14 protein-coding genes are annotated in these 18,523 nt (G+C 64.4%); 3 read left to right on the top strand and 11 right to left on the bottom strand.

Translation table 11 applies throughout. The annotated features are described in order from the left end of the window. Positions 1 to 177: 177 nt before the first annotated feature. The 6 genes from QJT82_RS00510 to QJT82_RS00485 all read right to left on the bottom strand — a co-directional run bounded on the left by QJT82_RS00510 (position 178) and on the right by QJT82_RS00485 (position 9,874). Positions 178 to 792, bottom strand: coding sequence for a class I SAM-dependent methyltransferase (locus QJT82_RS00510; RefSeq protein ID WP_028345296.1), 615 nt, complete (start codon positions 790 to 792; stop codon positions 178 to 180). A gap of 454 nt (positions 793 to 1,246) precedes the next feature. Then, positions 1,247 to 2,518, bottom strand: coding sequence for a calcium-binding protein (locus QJT82_RS00505; protein WP_028345297.1), 1,272 nt, complete (start codon positions 2,516 to 2,518; stop codon positions 1,247 to 1,249). Positions 2,519 to 3,189: 671 nt separating this feature from the next. Further along, complete coding sequence (locus QJT82_RS00500) at positions 3,190 to 4,290, bottom strand: glycosyltransferase (protein WP_281446615.1); 1,101 nt, start codon at positions 4,288 to 4,290, stop codon at positions 3,190 to 3,192. A gap of 50 nt (positions 4,291 to 4,340) precedes the next feature. After that, positions 4,341 to 6,329 carry an alginate lyase family protein gene (locus QJT82_RS00495; RefSeq protein ID WP_028345299.1) on the bottom strand — a complete coding sequence of 663 codons (1,989 nt, stop codon included), beginning with the start codon at positions 6,327 to 6,329 and terminating at the stop codon, positions 4,341 to 4,343. Further along, on the bottom strand, positions 6,326 to 8,512 hold the full coding sequence (locus QJT82_RS00490) for a bi-domain-containing oxidoreductase (RefSeq protein ID WP_028345300.1): 2,187 nt from the start codon (positions 8,510 to 8,512) through the stop codon (positions 6,326 to 6,328). The genes QJT82_RS00495 and QJT82_RS00490 overlap by 4 nt, the downstream gene beginning before the upstream one ends. 111 nt (positions 8,513 to 8,623) lie before the next feature. Further along, positions 8,624 to 9,874, bottom strand: a complete 1,251-nt coding sequence (locus tag QJT82_RS00485) for a glycosyl hydrolase (RefSeq protein WP_245288965.1) — start codon at positions 9,872 to 9,874, stop codon at positions 8,624 to 8,626. A gap of 117 nt (positions 9,875 to 9,991) precedes the next feature. Between QJT82_RS00485 and QJT82_RS00480 the strand changes: the two genes are divergently transcribed. The 3 genes from QJT82_RS00480 (at position 9,992) to QJT82_RS00470 (ending at position 13,401) form a co-directional block, all read left to right on the top strand. Continuing rightward, on the top strand, positions 9,992 to 11,284 hold the full coding sequence (locus QJT82_RS00480; protein ID WP_028345302.1) for a glycosyltransferase family 4 protein: 1,293 nt from the start codon (positions 9,992 to 9,994) through the stop codon (positions 11,282 to 11,284). Positions 11,285 to 11,362: 78 nt separating this feature from the next. Beyond that, positions 11,363 to 12,673 carry a nucleotide sugar dehydrogenase gene (locus tag QJT82_RS00475; RefSeq protein WP_018270697.1) on the top strand — a complete coding sequence of 437 codons (1,311 nt, stop codon included), beginning with the start codon at positions 11,363 to 11,365 and terminating at the stop codon, positions 12,671 to 12,673. An 8-nt stretch (positions 12,674 to 12,681) separates the two neighbouring features. After that, positions 12,682 to 13,401, top strand: a complete 720-nt coding sequence (locus QJT82_RS00470) for a class I SAM-dependent methyltransferase (RefSeq protein WP_028345303.1) — start codon at positions 12,682 to 12,684, stop codon at positions 13,399 to 13,401. Between the two features lie 21 nt (positions 13,402 to 13,422). On the opposite strand, the gene QJT82_RS00465 is transcribed toward QJT82_RS00470, so the two are convergent. The 5 genes from QJT82_RS00465 to QJT82_RS00445 all read right to left on the bottom strand — a co-directional run bounded on the left by QJT82_RS00465 (position 13,423) and on the right by QJT82_RS00445 (position 18,523). Next, the gene (locus QJT82_RS00465; RefSeq protein WP_028345304.1) at positions 13,423 to 14,094 is read right to left on the bottom strand and encodes a class I SAM-dependent methyltransferase; all 672 of its coding nucleotides are present in this window, start codon (positions 14,092 to 14,094) and stop codon (positions 13,423 to 13,425) included. 85 nt (positions 14,095 to 14,179) lie between these two features. Continuing rightward, on the bottom strand, positions 14,180 to 14,806 hold the full coding sequence (locus tag QJT82_RS00460; RefSeq protein WP_028345305.1) for a methyltransferase domain-containing protein: 627 nt from the start codon (positions 14,804 to 14,806) through the stop codon (positions 14,180 to 14,182). Beyond that, a complete protein-coding gene (locus QJT82_RS00455) occupies positions 14,803 to 16,122 on the bottom strand; it encodes a polysaccharide transporter (protein WP_028345306.1) in 1,320 nt (439 codons plus the stop codon). The genes QJT82_RS00460 and QJT82_RS00455 overlap by 4 nt, the downstream gene beginning before the upstream one ends. Further along, positions 16,119 to 17,411 (bottom strand): O-antigen ligase family protein, encoded by a 1,293-nt coding sequence (locus tag QJT82_RS00450; protein ID WP_028345307.1) that lies wholly within the window; start codon positions 17,409 to 17,411, stop codon positions 16,119 to 16,121. The genes QJT82_RS00455 and QJT82_RS00450 overlap by 4 nt, the downstream gene beginning before the upstream one ends. Further along, positions 17,408 to 18,523, bottom strand: a complete 1,116-nt coding sequence (locus QJT82_RS00445) for a glycosyltransferase family 4 protein (RefSeq protein ID WP_028345308.1) — start codon at positions 18,521 to 18,523, stop codon at positions 17,408 to 17,410. The genes QJT82_RS00450 and QJT82_RS00445 overlap by 4 nt, the downstream gene beginning before the upstream one ends.

The raw sequence follows: 18,523 nt of genomic DNA, 5'->3' as shown, positions 1-18,523 counted from the left end.
CTGCGCAAGGTCCGGTCCCCAGCGGGATATAACTTATCACTGTTAGTTCGCTAACGCAGCATTTTCAGCGCGTCACCCGAAAAAGATATGCATCACGGCAGGCCGCGAAGCCAGTTTCGAGCACGCTCGCGTGCGACTTAACCAGGGAACCTTATAACATTGTTTAACATCGACAAATCACGAGTCGGCGGTCACCGTCTCCTGGAAGTCGAATCCGCAGGCCTCCAACTGTGGCCTGATCCGCTCATCCCTGGCCTCCGGCATGAGTGCCAATGCGCAGATCTCGAAATTCCCGCTCCGAACCGACACCGTCGGGAAACCGGCGCTGAGCAGCAGGTTGCCCATCCGCTCGGTCGAAAAGCCGGTCTTGTGCGCCATGTGGTGGCGCCCCTGCTCGATCGCGCCGGAATGCCCGTAGATCATGTCCAATGGCCGGATCGGACCTGCCGGCGAGACGTACGCGATCGCACCGAGGCCGCGCGTCAGCATGTGCTGAGCGACCGCCTCGAGATCGGGAGACATGATCAGTGCGAAGCCGTCCGGTTTGAGCACTTCGCGGAACTGGACGAATGTGCGGTGAACCTCATGGGCATAGAGATGCTCCATGACATGAGAACACCAGATCGCATCGAACGAGGCCGCCGGGAACAATCGGGCAAGATCGGTAATCGACCCGACGACGTCGGGGTTCACGCCGCTGTCGACGTCTAATCGAATCTCGTCCCATTCATGCGATGTCAGGAGCGGCTGGATGCGCTTGGTAACCGTCGATCCAGCGCCGGCATTCAGCATTTTCTTCGTGGCCAATTCGAGAGCTCCGCGGGTTCGTTAAGCGGCTGAGTTCTGCAGCGATCGTTCGTCTTGACCAAAGGCGCCGGGGCCGCGGATAGCGATCGGCCAGAGCTCCGTCGTGTCAAGCGAGCCGCACGGCTTTACAAAAGCTACGTGGTCCGAATGTGACGGACTAACTTCTAACATCCCTTGTCGGAAATGCCCGAGGCGGAACTTGTGATTGATTTGATGCATTTGACGCGAATCGGTCGACAAAGTTCCAATCGGGATGCGCGCATGCGCCTCCCCTTGATGCGAGCCGTCGACCTCATGGCAGGCGCGTCATGATCATCAACGGCAGTCTATTCGATCATTCAATCACCCATTCCTGACGGGTCATGCCGGCGATCAAAGAAAAAAGCGCCGCCTCAACCTCGGTTGGGGCGGCGCCTTCGCTTAGTGCAGACCTAGGATCTTACAGCTTGGTCGAGTTACCATCGTTGAAGATCAGGTATTCGATGTTGCTGATCTGGGTCACCTGACCATTGCTGAAGGTGATGTCCAGAGAGCCGTTCGATCCAGAGCTGATGTCGCTCACGTCGGTCGAAGCGTGATCCAGGAAGGTCAGGGAGTCCTTGTTGCCGCCACCGCCATCGATGGTGTCGCTGCTGGTGGCGTTGTTCAGGTAGAAGTAGTCCTGACCGGAGCCGCCAACCATCGAGGCCGTACCGGTCTCGGAGCCGACGAACGAGTCCTTGCCGTCGCCGCCGATCAGCGTCTGCGTGCCGGAGCCGGCGACCAGCGTATCGTTGCCGGAACCGCCGTACAGCGTGTCGTTGCCGGCACCGCCATAGAGCGAGTCGTTGCCGTTACCGCCATCGAGCGAGGTCGCGTGCGACGCATCGCTGCCCGAGTAGAGCACGTCCTTGCCGTTGCCGCCGAACTCGGAAGCAGTCTGAGCACCGCCGACAAGCAGATCGTTGCCGTTGCCGCCGTACAGCGTGTCGACACCGGAACCGCCATACAGCGAGTCGTTGCCGGCGCCGCCGTCCAGGCTGTCGTTGCCCGCACCAGCGTACAGCGCATCGTTGCCCTTGCCGCCATCCAGCGTGCTGGAATTGCCGGCGGTGCTGCCGGACGCCAGCACGTCGTTGCCGTTGCCGCCGCTCAGCTGCGACGAGCTGCCGCCGTAAATCGTGTCGTTGCCGGCGCCACCGTTCAGGGTGTCGGCACCGGAGCCGAACAGCAGATCGTTGCCCCTGCCGCCATCCAGCGTGCTGTGACCCGAGGCGTTGTCGACCAGCACGTCGTTGCCGGAGCCCGCATTGATCGAATCGTGACCGGCACCGCCGAAGATCGTGTCGTTGCCGGAGCCGGTGAGAACCGTCGTGTCGCCGGTATTGTTGACGAACACCTGATCGTTGCCGTCGCCGGTCGCGACCAGCACCGGGGTGCTGCCGTTCACCGTCAGCGTGACGTCCTGATTGGTCGCCTCGATGATCGCCTTCAGATTGGCGTCGGTGTTGACAGTGTTAATGGGGTTGGTTTCGATCAGAACATTGGCGTTCGGATCCGGGTTGGTGATCCCAGATCCCTCCTGCACCGGAATCGTCGCGCCGTTATCCGGGCTGGTGTATCCGATCCCCGCGTTGATCAGATAGTCAAGAATCTGTTGCTGGGTCGAGTGATCGATCGTTGAGTTGATCGCCGCTTTGAGGTCCGTCTGGTCTAGATTGTAAGTCGCCATCGATGTAGCCCCTGCTTGGGATACGAGGATTCAAGCCGCTCGCCCACACTTAAGCTGTTGATTCACAACTGGTTTGTTGCGATGCAACCCAAATGTGGACCCAGGTTACGAACTTGTTAAGTCCATTGTTAAGTCCACGAAAGCGGAGTGTCAATCAGCAATGTGCTGTTAACGCTGAGTTCCACGAGGTTTATGTGAGACTTAGCACCACTTCGGATGCGCTATAACATTCAGCGCAGGCCAATTGCCAATGTTAGCCGCGGCGCAAAAAAGGGTAGTGATTATACGGGGTTTCACGGGAGCCTGGGATACCGCGGGAGCGACGAATTTCACTGATGCCGCGAGCGCTTCGACGCGATTTTCTGATCTGAAAAAAATATTTCTGCATCGCGTGAGACGTTTTGCAAAAAAGCGTCAAACTCCGCAGCCGGCGCCCCACCGACCAGTGTTATAACGCCGCCTGGCCGCAGTCTGCGGGCTCGATCAAGCGAGATCTATGGAATCACCCGCAGAATCAGCGCCATTCGACCGCGCGATCAAAACCTGCGCGGCGCCGAACGGACGCCACACTGTAACAAATTAACACCAGATTTGCCGCAATATGTTAGCGACGCCGCCATGGAACCGGCGGGACGAGGCCCGATCGCTGGCCGCGCGCCGGCCAGCGGCGATCATCCACCGGCGGCACGCGCGTAGATGGCCTCGAGCAGCCGGCGATTCTCGTCCGGCGCGTAGAGTTCGAGATAGGCGGCTCGCGCGGCCCGTCCCCATGCGGCGGTCAGTTCGGCGGCCCCGAGAACTTCGCCGATCCGCTTTCGGAGCGCGGCCGCGTCGCCCGGCGGCACCAGCGCGCCGGTCTTGCCGGCGGTCACCGCCTCGGCAAGTCCGCCGATCTCGGAGGCAATCACCGGCGTGCCTCGCGCGAAGGCCTCGACCACGACCATCGGAAATCCCTCATACCATAGCGACGGCACCACCAATGCCTGGGCATTCGCCATTTCCCGAAGCACCTCACCGCGCGAGAGCCCGCCCAGGAACGCGACATTGCCGGGCGCCCGAGCCTCGAGCACGACGCGCTCAGGCCCCTCGCCCACGACGCGCAAGGGCACGCCGGTCCCCGCAACGGCATCGAGCAACACGCCGACGCCCTTCTCGCGGCTCAGCCGTCCGACGTAAAGCAGTCCAGCGCGCGGCGCCGCCGGATCGGGCGCCCCCGGATCGGCCATGAAGTTCGGCTTCACGTCGATCCGGTCTGCATCGAAGCCGGCCTGCGTGAACAGGGTTTTGGCAAACTGCGTCAGCGCGATCAGGCGCAGCCCGGGACGCGTCCAGGTGCCGCGGCGCTGGTGCTGCGCGATCATGTAGGCCGAAGCCATCGAGCCCGGAAGCGATCCGCGGTAGCAGCGGTGCACGACGCCCCAGAGATGGCCACGGTCCAGGCACTTGTGGCAGATGCGGCCGTCGCGCAGCAGCATGCCGCCGGTGCAGATGGCGCGATAATTGTGCAGCGTCACCACCGCGGGTACGCGCTTTTGCCGGCAGAGATCGAACACCGCGGGCGACAGCAGCGGGAAAAAATTGTGGACGTGGACGACGTCGGGGCGAAAGCGGTCGATCGCCTCCGCCACGACCCGCTTTCCCTCCGCATTATCGGCGATCGACAGCGTGGTCGCGATGCGTGCGGGGAGCGAATTGATCGCCGCGTTGCTGACCGTGAGCGTTTCAACGCTGTGTCCTGCGGCGCGCAGCAGGTCGACTTCCGCTTCAAACACGACGTCCTCGCCGCCGCGTCCCTGGTACCTGTTGTGAGCGACCAGGATCCTCATGATCGGGCCGGGTCTGAGAACCAGCGCAGCTCGGTCACCAGGCTTTGGCCGCCCGCGAGCGTACCGGAGCCGATCAGCGTCGTCGCCGGCACCTTGAGATCGAAGGACGGCGAATACCAGCCGGCCGGCATGGTCTCGTCACCCCGATACGGCATCCAGCTGAGTGCCGCCGGCAGATCGAGCTCGCCGCGCCCGCCAGGCCATACGAGCTGCGCCCTGTGCCCTTCGAGCCTGCATTCGACGTCGGGACCAATATGCCAGCTGAGGCTCGCCGGCACCGCAAGCCCTTCATCGGCAAGCACGGTATCGGTGACGACGAGCCGTGCCGCCTGACGCTGCAATTGCACCGAGCGGCGATGCACGACACCTGCTTCGTCCCGATATCCCGAATGCTCCGCGACCCAGCTCGCATCCGCATCGCGATCGTCCAGGCCGCTTGCTGCGACAAGCCGGCTCTGCGCATGCCGTGTCCAGAGAAACGGACCGCCCGACACCGACTGGTCGCGCGCGAACAGGCAGAGCGTGTTGTGCGCCAGCGTGGAGCGGAAGTAGGCCCGCCATCGCGGATCGCCATGGTAGCAATAGGTGCCGGGGTCGGCGAAGATCTCCACACCACCGATCCTGCATTCGAGCGACAGCGCATCCGCATGGGCGTGGGCGGCAATGCGGCCGAAACCATGCGGGCCGTGGTCACAACGGCACCACACGGCGCGCTCGGAATCGACCAGAAAGGTCTGTCCCGCCCCTTCAAGCAAATGCGGGCGGCGCCTGGGCCGCCCAGCGATCGCACGGGCCTCGATGCCGTCGGTGAGCAAAAAGCTGCGCAGATCGGGCTCCGGCGATTTGGGCCACCATGGCAGATCGCCGAACAGGCGCGCGCCGGCGGGGAGCAGGCCGAGCCAGCGATTACCGGCGTGATCGTCGAGCAACAGGCCGATGCCGTCGTCACCGTCGCCCTGCCGCGGAGGATGACCGCGATCGTCCAGCATCGCGGCAATGACGTCGCTCATGCGGCACATCGTGGTCCAGACCGCATCGCCAAGCGGATGTCCGGACGACTGGCCCTGCACTGCCGCCGCCAGCAGCAGTTCGAGCACAAAACCATGATAGTCGGTCGCGAGCTCGCTGTTGCTGCCGCAGGCAAGCGTCTGCGCAACGGCTTCGTGTGCCAGCGTGCCGGCCGATTGCTCACGCCATCGCGCACTGTCCTGGAAGAACGGAAACACGCAAGCCGCCACGAACTGCCCGGCAGCCTCCGCGATGAGGTGGTTGTTGGCCGAGGAGCCACGGCTTGGGAACTGCGACAGCCAGTATTGATGCGCATAGAGCTGCGTCAGGAACAGGTCGTTGTTTTCGAACAGCGCAGCAGCCTCGGGCCAGTTCTGCAGCAGCTGGCGTACCCATGCCCATGAGATCAGCCGCACGCCAAGCTCGATGCCGCTGATCCAGTGCGGGCCGCGCGGGAACGGATTTTCGCGCCACCAGCTCACCAGATGCTCGGCCGCGCGCCTGGCGTAGCGCTCGTGGGAGGTCAGGTAGTACGCGGCCGCGAGCACCGTGAGATGGTGGTGACGCGACGGCTCCCAGATGTACTTGATGTTTCCGACCGCGGTTTCGTCACGATAGGGAACCGCGAACGCGTGCACATCGGCCGGCGCCCGCTTGCCGCTTCTGATATCGACGAACCAGTCGGGCCGTTCGCCGAGGGCCTCATGGTCTTTGGCGAAAATCCGCCAGTGCCCGGCGAGAATCCGGTCGGCGCTCTGGATCAACCGTTCGGCAGCCTGTTGCGGGACGTGGGCGGGCAAAGGCAGCGGCTTCAGGCGCGGCTGTCGCGAGCCGGGAGCGAGCCTCGCGCCGGCGCGCCGCGCGATATCCGGCGGAGTGATCCGCCAGAGCAAATGCAGCACCTGGTCGTTCACCCGTCCCGCAAGCTCGGACGGCTCCATGCGCTGCAGCCTGCGCAGATACCAGGCCGGATTCATCTCAACGCAGTCGAGGCGCGCGCGACGCCCTGCTCCGCTGCGCCGGCCGTCAGATCGATCGGCATCCCGGCGGCCGCGCTTTCCTGCACGGCAAGCGTCGCGCGCGTGGTCGCCAGCAGCGAGTCGAGCGCAATCGGCATCGCAGCTCCCGATGCGACCGCCGCGATGAAGGCATCCAGCATCGGCCGCTGGCCCTTGTCGAGCCGCGCTGTCTTCGCCGTTCGCTGTCCGGCGTGCCAGACCTCGAAGCCCGAGAAATTGTCGAAGGCGGCAAAACCCGTGCCTGCCGATATCTCGAGCGCTTCCTTCGGCACCCGCGGATCGCCGCCGGTGAGATAGCTGAGGCTCGCGACCGAACCGTCGGCAAAGTCGAAGGTGGCGACGAGATTGTCGACGTCCTTGCCCGCCGTGCTCGCGGAGACACGTGCAGGCTCGGCGCCGAGCCACCAGCACAACACGTCGATGAAATGGCCGCCCTCGCCGACGAAGCGGCTGCCTTCGCTCTCGGCCTGCAGATACCAGGATGATTTCTCCAGCGGCCCGGCGATGACACGATATTGCAGGGTCTGCGGTCCTGCCGGCGCGAACGCCGCGCGCATGCCCTGCAGCAGCGGCGAAAAGCGGCGGTTGAAGCCGACCATCAGGCGGTTGTTGCCGGTTTCCCGGATCACCTGCTCCAATCGATCGAGTGAGTTTGTATCGATCGCCAGGGGCTTTTCGACAAACACCGCCTTGCCGGCGCGCAGCGCCTGCGTCGCGAGGTCGGTATGGGAGGCATGGCGCGTTGCGATCAGCACGGCATCGATGTCGTCGGCGCCGAGCACCGAGGCCGCATCCGTCGAGGCACGCGCGAAGCCGAACTTGCGGACCGCAGTGGCGCCGCTCAGGCCGGTATTGGTGGCGACCTCGACGAGATCGACGCGCTGGTTACTCGCAAGCTGCGGCAACAGCATGCTGGAGGCATAATTGCCGGCGCCGATGACGCCGAACCGCACCCGGCCGCTGCGCAGGGCAACCGCCGGACGATAGATCATCTGCATCGCGCGGGGAGCGGCGTCCGGATAGGCGAACACCATGCCGAGACCGACCTCGCCGCGGCTCATGCGCTCAAACGCCGACGTCGCCTGCTCCAGCGGCACCATTTCGGAGATCAGTGAGGAAAAATCGAGCCGCCCGTCGGCGAGCAGCGCGACGATCGCTTCCATGTTGCGCTTCTCGGTCCAGCGCACATGACCGATCGGATAATCGATGCCGCCCTCCTCATAGAGCGGATCGTAGCGGCCGGGGCCGTAGGAGCGCGAGAAGCGCACGTCGAGCTCCTTGTCGTAGAATTCGTTCCACGGCAGGTTCAGCGTGCATTTGCCGATATCGACAATGCGGCCGCGGTCGCGCAGCAGTGCCGCCGAACGCGAGGCGAGATCGGGGTCGTCGCTGCCCGCCGTGATGAACACGCAGTCGACGCCGTTGCCTGCGGTCAGCTGGTCGATCCGGGCACGAAATCCGGCCGCAGCATCATCCGATGCGACGGCACAGACCGCGGCGCCCGCAGCCTCCGCCTGCCGACAGCGCGCCTCCACCCTGTCGAGCCCGGCGACCACGACACCGGCGCTGCGCAGCAGCCGCACCATGATCTGCCCGATCAGGCCAAGGCCGATCACGCAGGCGGTCTCGCCGAAACGGATCTCCGACTGGCGCATCGCCTGCAGCGCGATCGAGGCGATCGTGGTGAATGCGGCCTGGTCCAGCGCAGCGCTGTCCGGCAGCGGCACGCAGAGGTTCACCGGCACCCAATTATATTCAGCGTGGGTTGCATATTGATTGCCGCCGCAGCAGACGCGCTGTCCGACCGAGAAGCCGCCGACGCCCTCGCCCACTTCCACGACGGTACCCGACAGCGAGTAGCCGAGCGGGGTGTAGGAATCGAGGCGGTTCATCACCTTCTGATAGGTCGCAAGCAACCCCTGCTGACGGACCGAGCTTACCACCTTGGCAACCTGGTCGGGTCGCGCGCGCGCCTTGCCGAGCAGCGACAGGCGGCCCTCGGTGAACTTCATCATCTCGGTGCCGGTCGACACCGCGGAGAACGCCGTGCGCACCAAAACCCCGCCGGGGCGGCAGCGCGGCGCCGGCACATCGATCAGCTTGAGCTCGCCGCTCTTATAGTTCTGCGCGATCTGCTTCACAGTCGGTCAATCGCCTCAAGTTAACAGCGCTCCTTGTATCGCGCCCAACGCCCGCAATGAAGCCAAGAACATCGTCATAATTATCTCGTTTGCCGGGACTTAACATTGTTATCATTCCAGCAACAGAACCGGTTTTGGCGAGATCTCGACCTCGCCGTTGGCGACAGGTCCTTCGCCGCCGTCCAGGCCCTGGTAACGGCTAAAATGCGGGTCGACCCGATCAACGGACCGGCCCTTGGTGGTCCAGAGGATCAGACCGTTGCGGCCATCCGGCATGCGAAGCTCGACGCGCCAGATCGACGGCGACGTCCTGCCCGCAGCCACGACGCTTGCACCGACCAACCAGGACTGGATCGTGCGGTAGGCAATTCCGCTCGGAAGCAGCCCGCGCGCCGGGTCCCATAATTTTCCAAAGTCGCTGCCGCCTCCGGCAAACTCGTACCAATAGAACCGGTCGACACCGCTGATCCATTTCAGGATGTAGGCGCGCGCCAGACACCCGTCCGGATTGTCCTCATAGGACGACCAGCCGGCCTCAGTGTCCCAGATCGGCCTCGCGGACAGGTCGTGCGCGGCGAGGATTTTCTTGAAGCGCGCAATGATTCCAATCACCGCTTCGGGCTCGCTCGTGTAGCCGTGGAAGGCGAACACATCGGCATATTGTCCGCCACCTTGCGCTATGAAGGCCTCTTGCCAGCGATACCCGTCCGGCGTGCCGTTGGACGGCGGCGTCAGCACGGTCAGCGTGGGATCGCTGGTCTTGATGATCTCGTAGGCCCGCTTCTGCAGCTGGACCATGGTCGCGATATCACCCGAGTAATATTTGGAATCCTCGGGCTCGTTCCAGATTTCCCAGTATTTGATGCGGCCGGCGGCACGCGTGACGGCCGCACGCACCCAGTCATCCCATGACGCGAGATCGGCGGGCGGTGAGCTTGCGCCCGGCGTGAACGCCGGCGGCGCATCCTTCACCGCTGCGGCCCATCGCGGCGTGTAGGCGAGATTGAGAACGATCTCGACGTGCTCGCGCTCCGCCGCGGCAAGGATGGCGTCGAAACGCGCCCAATTGTAGATGCCGGGCGCCGGATTGATTTGCGCCCAGTAGATCGCGCCCCACAGCCGAACGCCGTCGAATTTGAGCTCGGGCCAGGGCTGCGACTTTGGCTGCGACTGCCCGATCGCGTTGATCGTCATGCCGAACAGCGTCGGCGGGATCACCGCATTCACGCGGCTCGCACTCAGCGCATCGCTTGACGTCGAACCATTCCACTGCAGCGGCCATTTGTAGGCCAGCGGCAGCAGCGCGCTCAAAACCAGCGCAATCACTGCCCTTTGGCCCCAATCCCTCACTCTGCCTGCCATGTCCCTGTCTCGTCGCCGTCACATCGGTGCCGGGATTGCATAGTGGAAGCCGCGCATGTTAATGCCGATGTTAGTCGGATTGTGATGTTGTTAGGTCAATGGTATAGATCATCGCAGATGTCGAGAGCTGAACCATCACCGCGGCGGATCCTGATCATCGTCGAGAACCTTCCGGTTCCTTTCGATCGCAGGGTGTGGTGCGAAGCAACGTCGCTGCGCAAGGCGGGCTATGAAGTTTCGGTGATCTGCCCGAAGGGCCGCGGCCATGACGAATCCTACGAATGCCTCGAGGGCGTTCACATCTACCGTCATCCGATGCCGGTGGAGGCGCGCGGGATCGCCGCCTACCTGATCGAATATCCGGTCGCACTGTTCTGGGAAACGCTGCTTGCGATCAAGGTGGCGTGGAAGCACGGCTTCGACGCGATTCAGGGCTGCAATCCGCCCGACCTGATCTTCCTGATCGGCCTGTTGTTCAAGCTCGGCGGCAAGCGCTTCGTGTTCGATCATCACGACGTCAATCCCGAGCTCTACGAAGCAAAATTCGGCCGCAAGGATTTCTTCTGGCATCTGCTGCGGCTGGTCGAATATCTCACCTTCAAGACGGCGAGCATCTCGATCGCGACCAACGAATCCTATCGCGAGATCGCGATCGCGCGCGGCGGCATGCCCGCCAATCGCGTTTTCGTGGTGCGATCCGGCCCCAATCTCGACCGGGTGCGCTCGCGGCCGGCCGATCCGGCCTGGCGCCGTGGCCGACGCCACAGCGTCGGCTATGTCGGCGTGATCGGCCAGTCGGAAGGCATCGATCTGCTGCTGCAGTCGATCGGCCACATCGTGCACGATCTCGGCCGCACCGACATCCAGTTCAACATCGCGGGCACCGGACCGGAGTGGAATGCGGTGGTCAAGCTCTGCGAGGAGATGCAGCTCTCCGACTACGTGAACTTCACCGGTGCCATCGCGGATGAGGCGCTGTTCACGATGCTCTCGACCGCTGACGTCTGCGTCAATCCGGACCGCGTCACGCCGATGAACGACATCTCCACCATGAACAAGATCATGGAGTACATGGCGCTCGGACGGCCGATCGTTCAATTCGACGTTCGCGAGGGCCGCCGCTCGGCGCTCGACGCCTCGCTCTATGCCGCGAAGAACGATCCGAGGGATTTCGCCAGCAAGATCATTACGTTGATCGACGATCCGTCGTTGCGGCAGACGATGGGGGCGTTCGGCCGCAATCGCGTCGAGCGCGCGCTGTCGTGGACACATGAGGAGCCGAAGCTGCTCGCGGCTTATGAGGCGTTGTTCGCCAGGAAGATCCCCGCACCGCGCGCGCATGCAACCGCCGAGCGGCCAACCTCGCAACCTTCCAGCGCGAACGCAGCCTCCGGACGGGCATCGTCTTGAACACGCAGCCGCCTCACTCACGTCAAACGCGACGCGGCTGCGGCCACGCGCACGTCCTGGATTGTTGAAGGTCGAAGCATGAACGTCAGCATTTTCGGCCTCGGCTATGTCGGAACGGTGTGCGCCGCCTGCTTCACCGAGCTCGGCCACCAGATCATCGGCGTCGACAAGAGCGTTGCGAAGGTCGACCTGATCCGCGGAGGCAGATCGCCGGTCGTCGAGCCGGGCATCTCGGACAAGGTGGCGCGCGCGGTGGCAACCGGTCAGCTGACCGCGACCACCGACGCCACCGAAGCGATCGTCAACAGCGACATATCGATGGTCTGCGTCGGCACGCCCTCGTCCGGCAACGGCAATCTCGACCTGACCGCGATCCGACAGGTCGCGATCGAGATCGGCCGCGGACTGCGCGCCAAGAACGCGCCACATACCGTGACGATCCGCTCCACCGTGCTGCCCGGCACCACCCGCGGCACCGTCGGGCCGCTGATCGAGGAAGCCTCCGGCAACAGGATCGGACGCGACTTCGACCTCGCCTTCAATCCGGAGTTCCTGCGCGAGGGCAGCGCGATTGCGGATTTCAACGCGCCGTCCAAGACCGTGGTCGGCGCCTTCAACCAGGAAACCGCCGACCGCGTCATGGCGCTCTACAAGGATCTGCCCGGCGCCAAGATCACGCCGCCGGTAGAGACCGCGGAACTGGTGAAATATGTCGACAACAGCTGGCATGCGCTCAAGGTCAGCTTTGCCAACGAGATCGGCACGATCGCGAAGACGCTTGGCATCGATGGCCGCGACGTCATGAACATCTTCATGCAGGACACGCGGCTCAACATCTCGCCGGCCTATCTGCGGCCGGGTTTTGCCTTCGGCGGGTCCTGCCTGCCCAAGGACGTCAAGGCGCTGAAGCACCTTGCACACAGCCGCGGACTGTCGACGCCGGTGCTCGAAAGCATCCTGCCGAGCAATGACATGATCATGTCGCGCGGCGCCGACTGGATCCTGTCGCATGAGGGCCGCCGCATCGCGTTCCTCGGCATCAGCTTCAAGGCCGGCACCGACGATGTCCGCGACAGTCCGTTCGTGAGGCTGGTGAAGAGCCTGCGCGGCGAGCGGCGCGACATCCGGATCTACGACCCCAATGTGCAGCTGTCGCAACTGATCGGCGCCAACCGGGAATTCCTGATGCGCAATCCGGAGCTGGTCGGCCTGTTGAACGACGACGTGACGGCGACCATCGAGTGGGCCGACATTATCGTGCTGACGACGGCCGATCCGCGCTTCGTTGCGGCGCTAACGGCGACGCGTCCCGACCAGGTTGTGCTCGAACTGTCGGAGATCGGATTGCCCGAACAGGTGCGCGCCAAAGTGAGCGGCTTCCACTGGTAGGGACTATCATGGCCACCATGGGCCAGACCCGCGAGCGACCCGAAATCCGCTTTCACGACGAGATTTCGTCGGGATGGGAGACGCTGCATCAGAGCCGCACCTTCAAGGCGCGCACCGCCGCGATGTTCGGCCTGCTCGGGAACGCGGACCTCAATGGGCAGCGCTGGCTGGATGCCGGCTGCGGCACCGGAACGCTGTCCCGCCTGCTCGCCGCACGCGGTTGCGACGTCACCGGCGTCGACGCATCATCGGAGATGATTGCGGCGGCACACGGCCGCCGCGCCGGCGGCACGCTCGCCGCGCGGCTTACATTTCAGCAGATCCCGACCATCGCAAGCCTGCCGTTTCCCGATCAATCCTTCGACGGCGCGCTGTGCGCGAGCGTGCTGGAATATGTTCCCGACGTGGCGCAGTGCCTCGCCGAGATTCATCGCGTGCTCAGGCCTCGCGGGCTTTTTCTGCTCTCCATCCCCAACCGCGGATCGCTGCTGCGCCGGAGCTACAAGCTCGCGCATGCGGCCTCTTCACGCGTGTCGGCGCGGCCGCTGTTTCGCTATCTCGCGTTCTCCAAATTCGACACCTCGCCGGCGGCCATGCAGGATCTGCTGCGACAACATGGCCTCATGATGCTGGGGAGCAGCTTTGCCGGCTCCCCACTCCCGCCGGCGCTGGATCGGCAGCCCGCAGTGGGCACGCTGATCAACATCCTGGCCCGGCGTGACGATTGACATGGCAGGCGGATAGCCGCCTCAGGCCTTGATCGCCATCAGCGATTTGGTCATGCCGAGGTAGCGTTCGCGATAGATCTTCGCGTCGGGAAAGGTTTCCGTCATCTCGCGCCAGTCGAACAGATGCCAATCGGGCGCGGTGCGCTTGAACCAGAAGCGATTGAATATACTGATCAGCGCGATCTGCAGCCGCCTCGGCAACAGGACGATGATGCCCGGCAGCCAGGTATGGCTTTCGATCGGAAAATACCGGTACGGCGTCTGCACGTAGAAGGACTTCGCGACCCGCGAGATCTCGCCCGCAAAACGGTTCTGATGCTCGCGCGCGATGCTCTGAAACGCCGCTCCGTCCTCGATCGTGACGACATCCTGCTTCGGCCCGGTGACATGTTCGATCACCGACGAGCAGAAGCAGAAGTCGAATGCCCGATCGTCGAACGGCAGGCGCTCGGTCTCCCGCAGCAGCACCGTCTTGAAGCCGAAGCGCTCGCGCGCGGCCTTCAAATCATCGGCCGATATGTCGCAAACCGTGATGTCGGTATGGCGGGGCAGGATCGCGCGAATGTGCCGGCCGGTGCCGCCGCCAAGATCGAGGATTTTCGCATCGAGCGGCAGGTTCACGGTGCGAACGAGGAATTCGCCGCGCCGCTGGCGCGCTGCATTGGAAAATCGGGCTTGAATCGCACCCAGCAAGGTCAGTCTCCTGCTACCGGTCGGTTCGATCTAGCACGGCATGCGCGATCGCTCACGCAACGGTCCGTCGATTTTCCTGTCGCGCTCACCTGATGGCCTCGAAGAAGATCGACTCGTCCGGCCGGTTGTCGAGCCGGTCGATGTCGGGACAGACGCCCTCGCGATAGGCACGGGTGTGGGTTTCCGAACAGCCGGCGTCGCGGAACAGCGCGGCGAGCGAGGCGCGGGTAAAGCCCCAGTGATGCGCGAAGGCGGCCTCCTTGCGGCGATCGATCTCGAACACGCCCTTGAGGAAAGCCTGCGGCGCCGCCGGATCGTAGAGCGCGACGATCCGCTCCATGTCGGGGACGACGATCCGGCACACCCCACCCGGTGCCAGCACCCGCGCGATCTCGCGCACCAGCCGCTCGACCTCGTCGGGAAACAGGTGCTCGAAGACATGTGCGCTGAATACCGCCGAGAGGCTGCGATCCGCGAACGGCAGCGGCCTCGTCAGGTTCATGTGGCGCAGCCCGGCGAACCTGCCCTGGCGGTGCTCGGCATAGCGGGCATCGCTCAGCACGCCCGCGAGATGCAGCGCTTTCGCCGCGAACGGCATCCGCGCGATCCACAGGTGCATCGTGATGTCGGTATTGATCCAGCCGTCGATGCCGCAATTGAAGGCGCCGATATGCAGCTTTTCAAGCGAGCCGCCGCGCGCGTCGCCGGTCATGTCCGCTCCCGCGCCGAATTGGTCAGCACAACCGTGATCACCGACGCCGCGCTGGAGGCCACCATCGCCGCAACCGCGCCCATCACCTGCCAGGCCTCCGCCGCGAACGGCAGGACGCAGCACAGCGCGACGAGGCCGGCGATCCGGCTCAGCATGAATCGCTGCGGCTTGCCGGTCGCAAACAGCGGCAGCGCGAGGCCGAGCCACACCGCGTCGAGCGCCATCGCCGCGCCCATCAAGGCGAGGCTGCCGGTGCCGATCTCGTAACTCTGTCCGTGGATGACAAGCGCCAGAATGCGCTGGCCGAGCAGCACGATCACCGTGCCGTAGGCGGCCGCGATCGACCCGAGCAGCAGGGCATTTTCGCGCGCGGCAGCGGCGACCGCGCTGCGCCGGCCGGCGCGCAGTTCGGCCGCGATTTCCGGCAGGCGAACCGAGAACATCGTCGCGCAGAACTGACTGAGCGGTGCGAACACCAAGAGCAGGATCCGCAGCGACGCGCTCGCGTCCAGCCCGATCAGGAAGCCGCACACCGGGATCAGCCCGATGCTGCCGATCCAGTAGGTGAACGAGGTCGCGACGAACCAGCGCCCGTTCCGAAACAGCCGCCGCAGCGAGCCGCGAAAGATTCTGGCTTGCGGCCAGGCCAGTTCGCGGGTGTGGGCGAGCAGCAGGCTGCCGGCGAGCGCGGCCGAGATCGCGATGCACGCCATCGCCGCGGGGGCGCCGGAGGGCTTGAGCGCGATCATCAGCCCGGCCGAGACGACCAGCGCCACGCAATAGGTCAGCGAGGACGCCAGCGCGCGCGGCAATCTGCCGTCGAGATAGCAAATCCGGCGAAACATGCTCTGCAGGCGAACCGCCGGGATCGCAAGCCCGGTTGCGATCACGAGCCCACCGGCGTCCCCGCCGACGACTGCGATCACAAGCCCCGCACCCACCAGCAGCAGGCCGAGCGCACCCGAGACGAGCAGCGACGACAGATAGAGGCCGAGCCGCAGCTGCGGCCATAGCGACTTCGGGATCCGATGCGCGATCGCCGGCAGCCCGTCGTCGAACAGGCCGCGCAGAAACACCGCCTCGATCAGGATCGAGAATGACCAGGCGACGCTGAACCTGCCGAATGAATTGATGTCGAGCACGTTGGCGAGCACGATCGTCAGCACGAAGGCAGACCCGCTCAGCAACGCCTGATCGATCAGGCCAAGCGCCACATTGCCCCCGGCACGCCGCAGCCGGCGAAGCAATCCGCTCATGGCACCGGCGACCCGGGTCTGAGCCGCCGCCCGGTCCAGCCTGTCGGTCAACGCACTCACGCCTCACTCACCCGTAGTCTGTTGAACGTCCGCCGCGGCGCCATTTGCAGCCTGGCCTCCGGGCCGAAATAGCACCAGAACACCAGCACGCAGCCGAAATAATTGTGCAGCAGCTGGCTGGAGTCATTGGCCGACGCGATCACGACGAACAGCAGCATCGCGAACGGCGCCATGCAATACATCCCTCTCCGCTCGAACGCGAAGACGATGCTGTTCCACAATGCGAGCGCCAGCAGCAGCATATAGAGCGCACCGCCGAGCAGGCCGAACTGGAGAAAGGCGTCGAGATAGGAATTCTCGAACGAGCCGAACTCGGTGTTCCACGGCGCCATGCTCGTCAGCTCGTTCACGGGCGAGTTCGGCAGTTCGTTGAAGAATCCCGAAAACCCGTAGCCGAGCCAGGGGTGCTGCCAGAAGAAGTGCGGCCAGACCGACCAGAGGAACGAGCGGCCGGTCAGGTTTCCGCTGCGGCCGACCAGCCCATACAACTCGTCGCTCGGCACGGCGAACACGACAAGCGCAACAAAAGCGAGGCCGAGCCAATAGATCGAGGCAGCCCCTCTGTGCCCGAGCACCACCAGCAGAAGGCCGAAGGTCACGGCAAGCGCCGTCAACATGCTGATCAGCGGTCCTGCGGCGCCCGCTGCGGCGAGCGCGAAAAAATGACATCCCATCAGCAGCAGCGTCCAGCCGAATTGCCGCCGCGGTCCTGCCAGCATGCGCACGAAGCAGATCAGCACCATGAGGCCGAAGAAAGCGCCCGCGAGGTTCTTGTGGCCGAACACGCCGGCATAGGCCTGGGTTCCGAGCACCGTCGGCCGGTGCAGCGGGTCGTAATCCCATTGCGAGCCGATCACCGGAAACAGTAGGACGTGAACGATCAGCACCACGATCCCGATCCGGAACAGCGTATCGACGAGACGATCGACCGGGCAGCTGATCACGACCCACGCCGAGAACATCGTGGTCAACAGATACATCGCGAACTTGATCGACGAGCCGGCGGGGTCCGCGCTCAGCGCCAGTGATACCAGGGCGAAGGCGATGAACGTCAGATAGAGATGCGACTGCAGCATCAGCAGGCCGAAGCGATTCCGATCGATCGCAATGTGCAGCATCAAGAGTATGTAGAGCAGCAGCCATGCGCCGCGGAACAGCGTGGATTCCCCGGCCCTTTCCGCGAACGAGATGCCCTCGATGAAATTGAACAGGAAATAGATGCAGCCGAGCACCATCACCAGATAGGCGTGCAGAAAGACATCGGTTCGCAGCCACCATCTGCCGATCATTGCACGGCCTCCTGCCGGGCCGGCGCCCTCAAGAGATGATCGACTGCGGCGGTGAAACGCGCCGCGGCGTCGGCAAGCGCATCGCGTCGCACGCTCTGCCGGGCCTGCCGCGACATCGCCTCCCAGCGCGCAGGATGTTCGAGCAAGCCGCGCGCCGCGTCGACCCAAACCTGTTCATCGAGCGCGCAAACATAGCCGTTGTCCTGGTTACGCACCAACTCGCCGCCTGCCCCGACATGAGGCGACACCAGGCAGGGAACCCCGCACTGCAGGGCCTCGTTGCACACCAGGCCCCACGGTTCCAGCAATGAAGGCAGCAGCAGCAGCCTCGACTGCAGAAAGACGTCCGATATCGCCTGCCACGGCAGATAGCGGTCGTGGCTGACATCGATGCCGGCACCGCCGAGCCGCGCCAGCATGCGCCGCTCAGCGGCGCCCGACCCGACCACGCGCACCTTCAGCCCGGGCACGATCCGGCCAAGCGCGATCGCGACGTTCTCGAAGAAGATCGCGTTCTTGGCGTCGTCATTGAGCCGGGCGCACCAGAGCAGATGAAATGGACGGTCGTGGAATGCCGGCACAACCGCCGGCGGATCCCATGCCGGCACCAACGGCACCACGAACAGATCGTCGGCACGAACGCCCTCGCCGCGGAAATACGCCCTGCCCTTGTCGCTGCAGCATACGACTGCGTCGCACTGGCGCAGCAGCCAGGGCCGCGCCAGCCGATGATAGGCGGTGTTGGGCATCGTCTCGCGCCAGCCGTCGATCGTCAGCGCGAGCGCCTTGCCGTTGGCGCGCGCCCATGCCGCGCCGGCCAGCATCGAGGGATAAAGACCGTTGACGAACAGCAGGTCGGGCGCGAGCGCATTCAAGGCGCGCCCGACCCCGATATTGACGTGGGTGTGACGCGACCGCGACAGCGGAATCGAGACGCCGGGCACCGTGCGCGTGGTATAGCGCGGCGTGAACGAGCCGGCCCAGAACCGATCGGCCTCCTGCGCGGTGCAGGATAGCACCGCGAGATCCAGCCCACGGTCAACCAGCTCGTTGTAGAGCCGGTTGGTGTATGGTGTGATCATGTTGTTGAAGACGACCACGCGCGGCGCCAT

It is taken from the genome of Bradyrhizobium sp. Mp19 (genome assembly GCF_029952935.1).
Lineage (GTDB): Bacteria > Pseudomonadota > Alphaproteobacteria > Rhizobiales > Xanthobacteraceae > Bradyrhizobium > Bradyrhizobium elkanii.
Note: the sequence above shows the minus strand (reverse complement) of the source record. Positions and strands in the feature narration are given on the sequence as shown.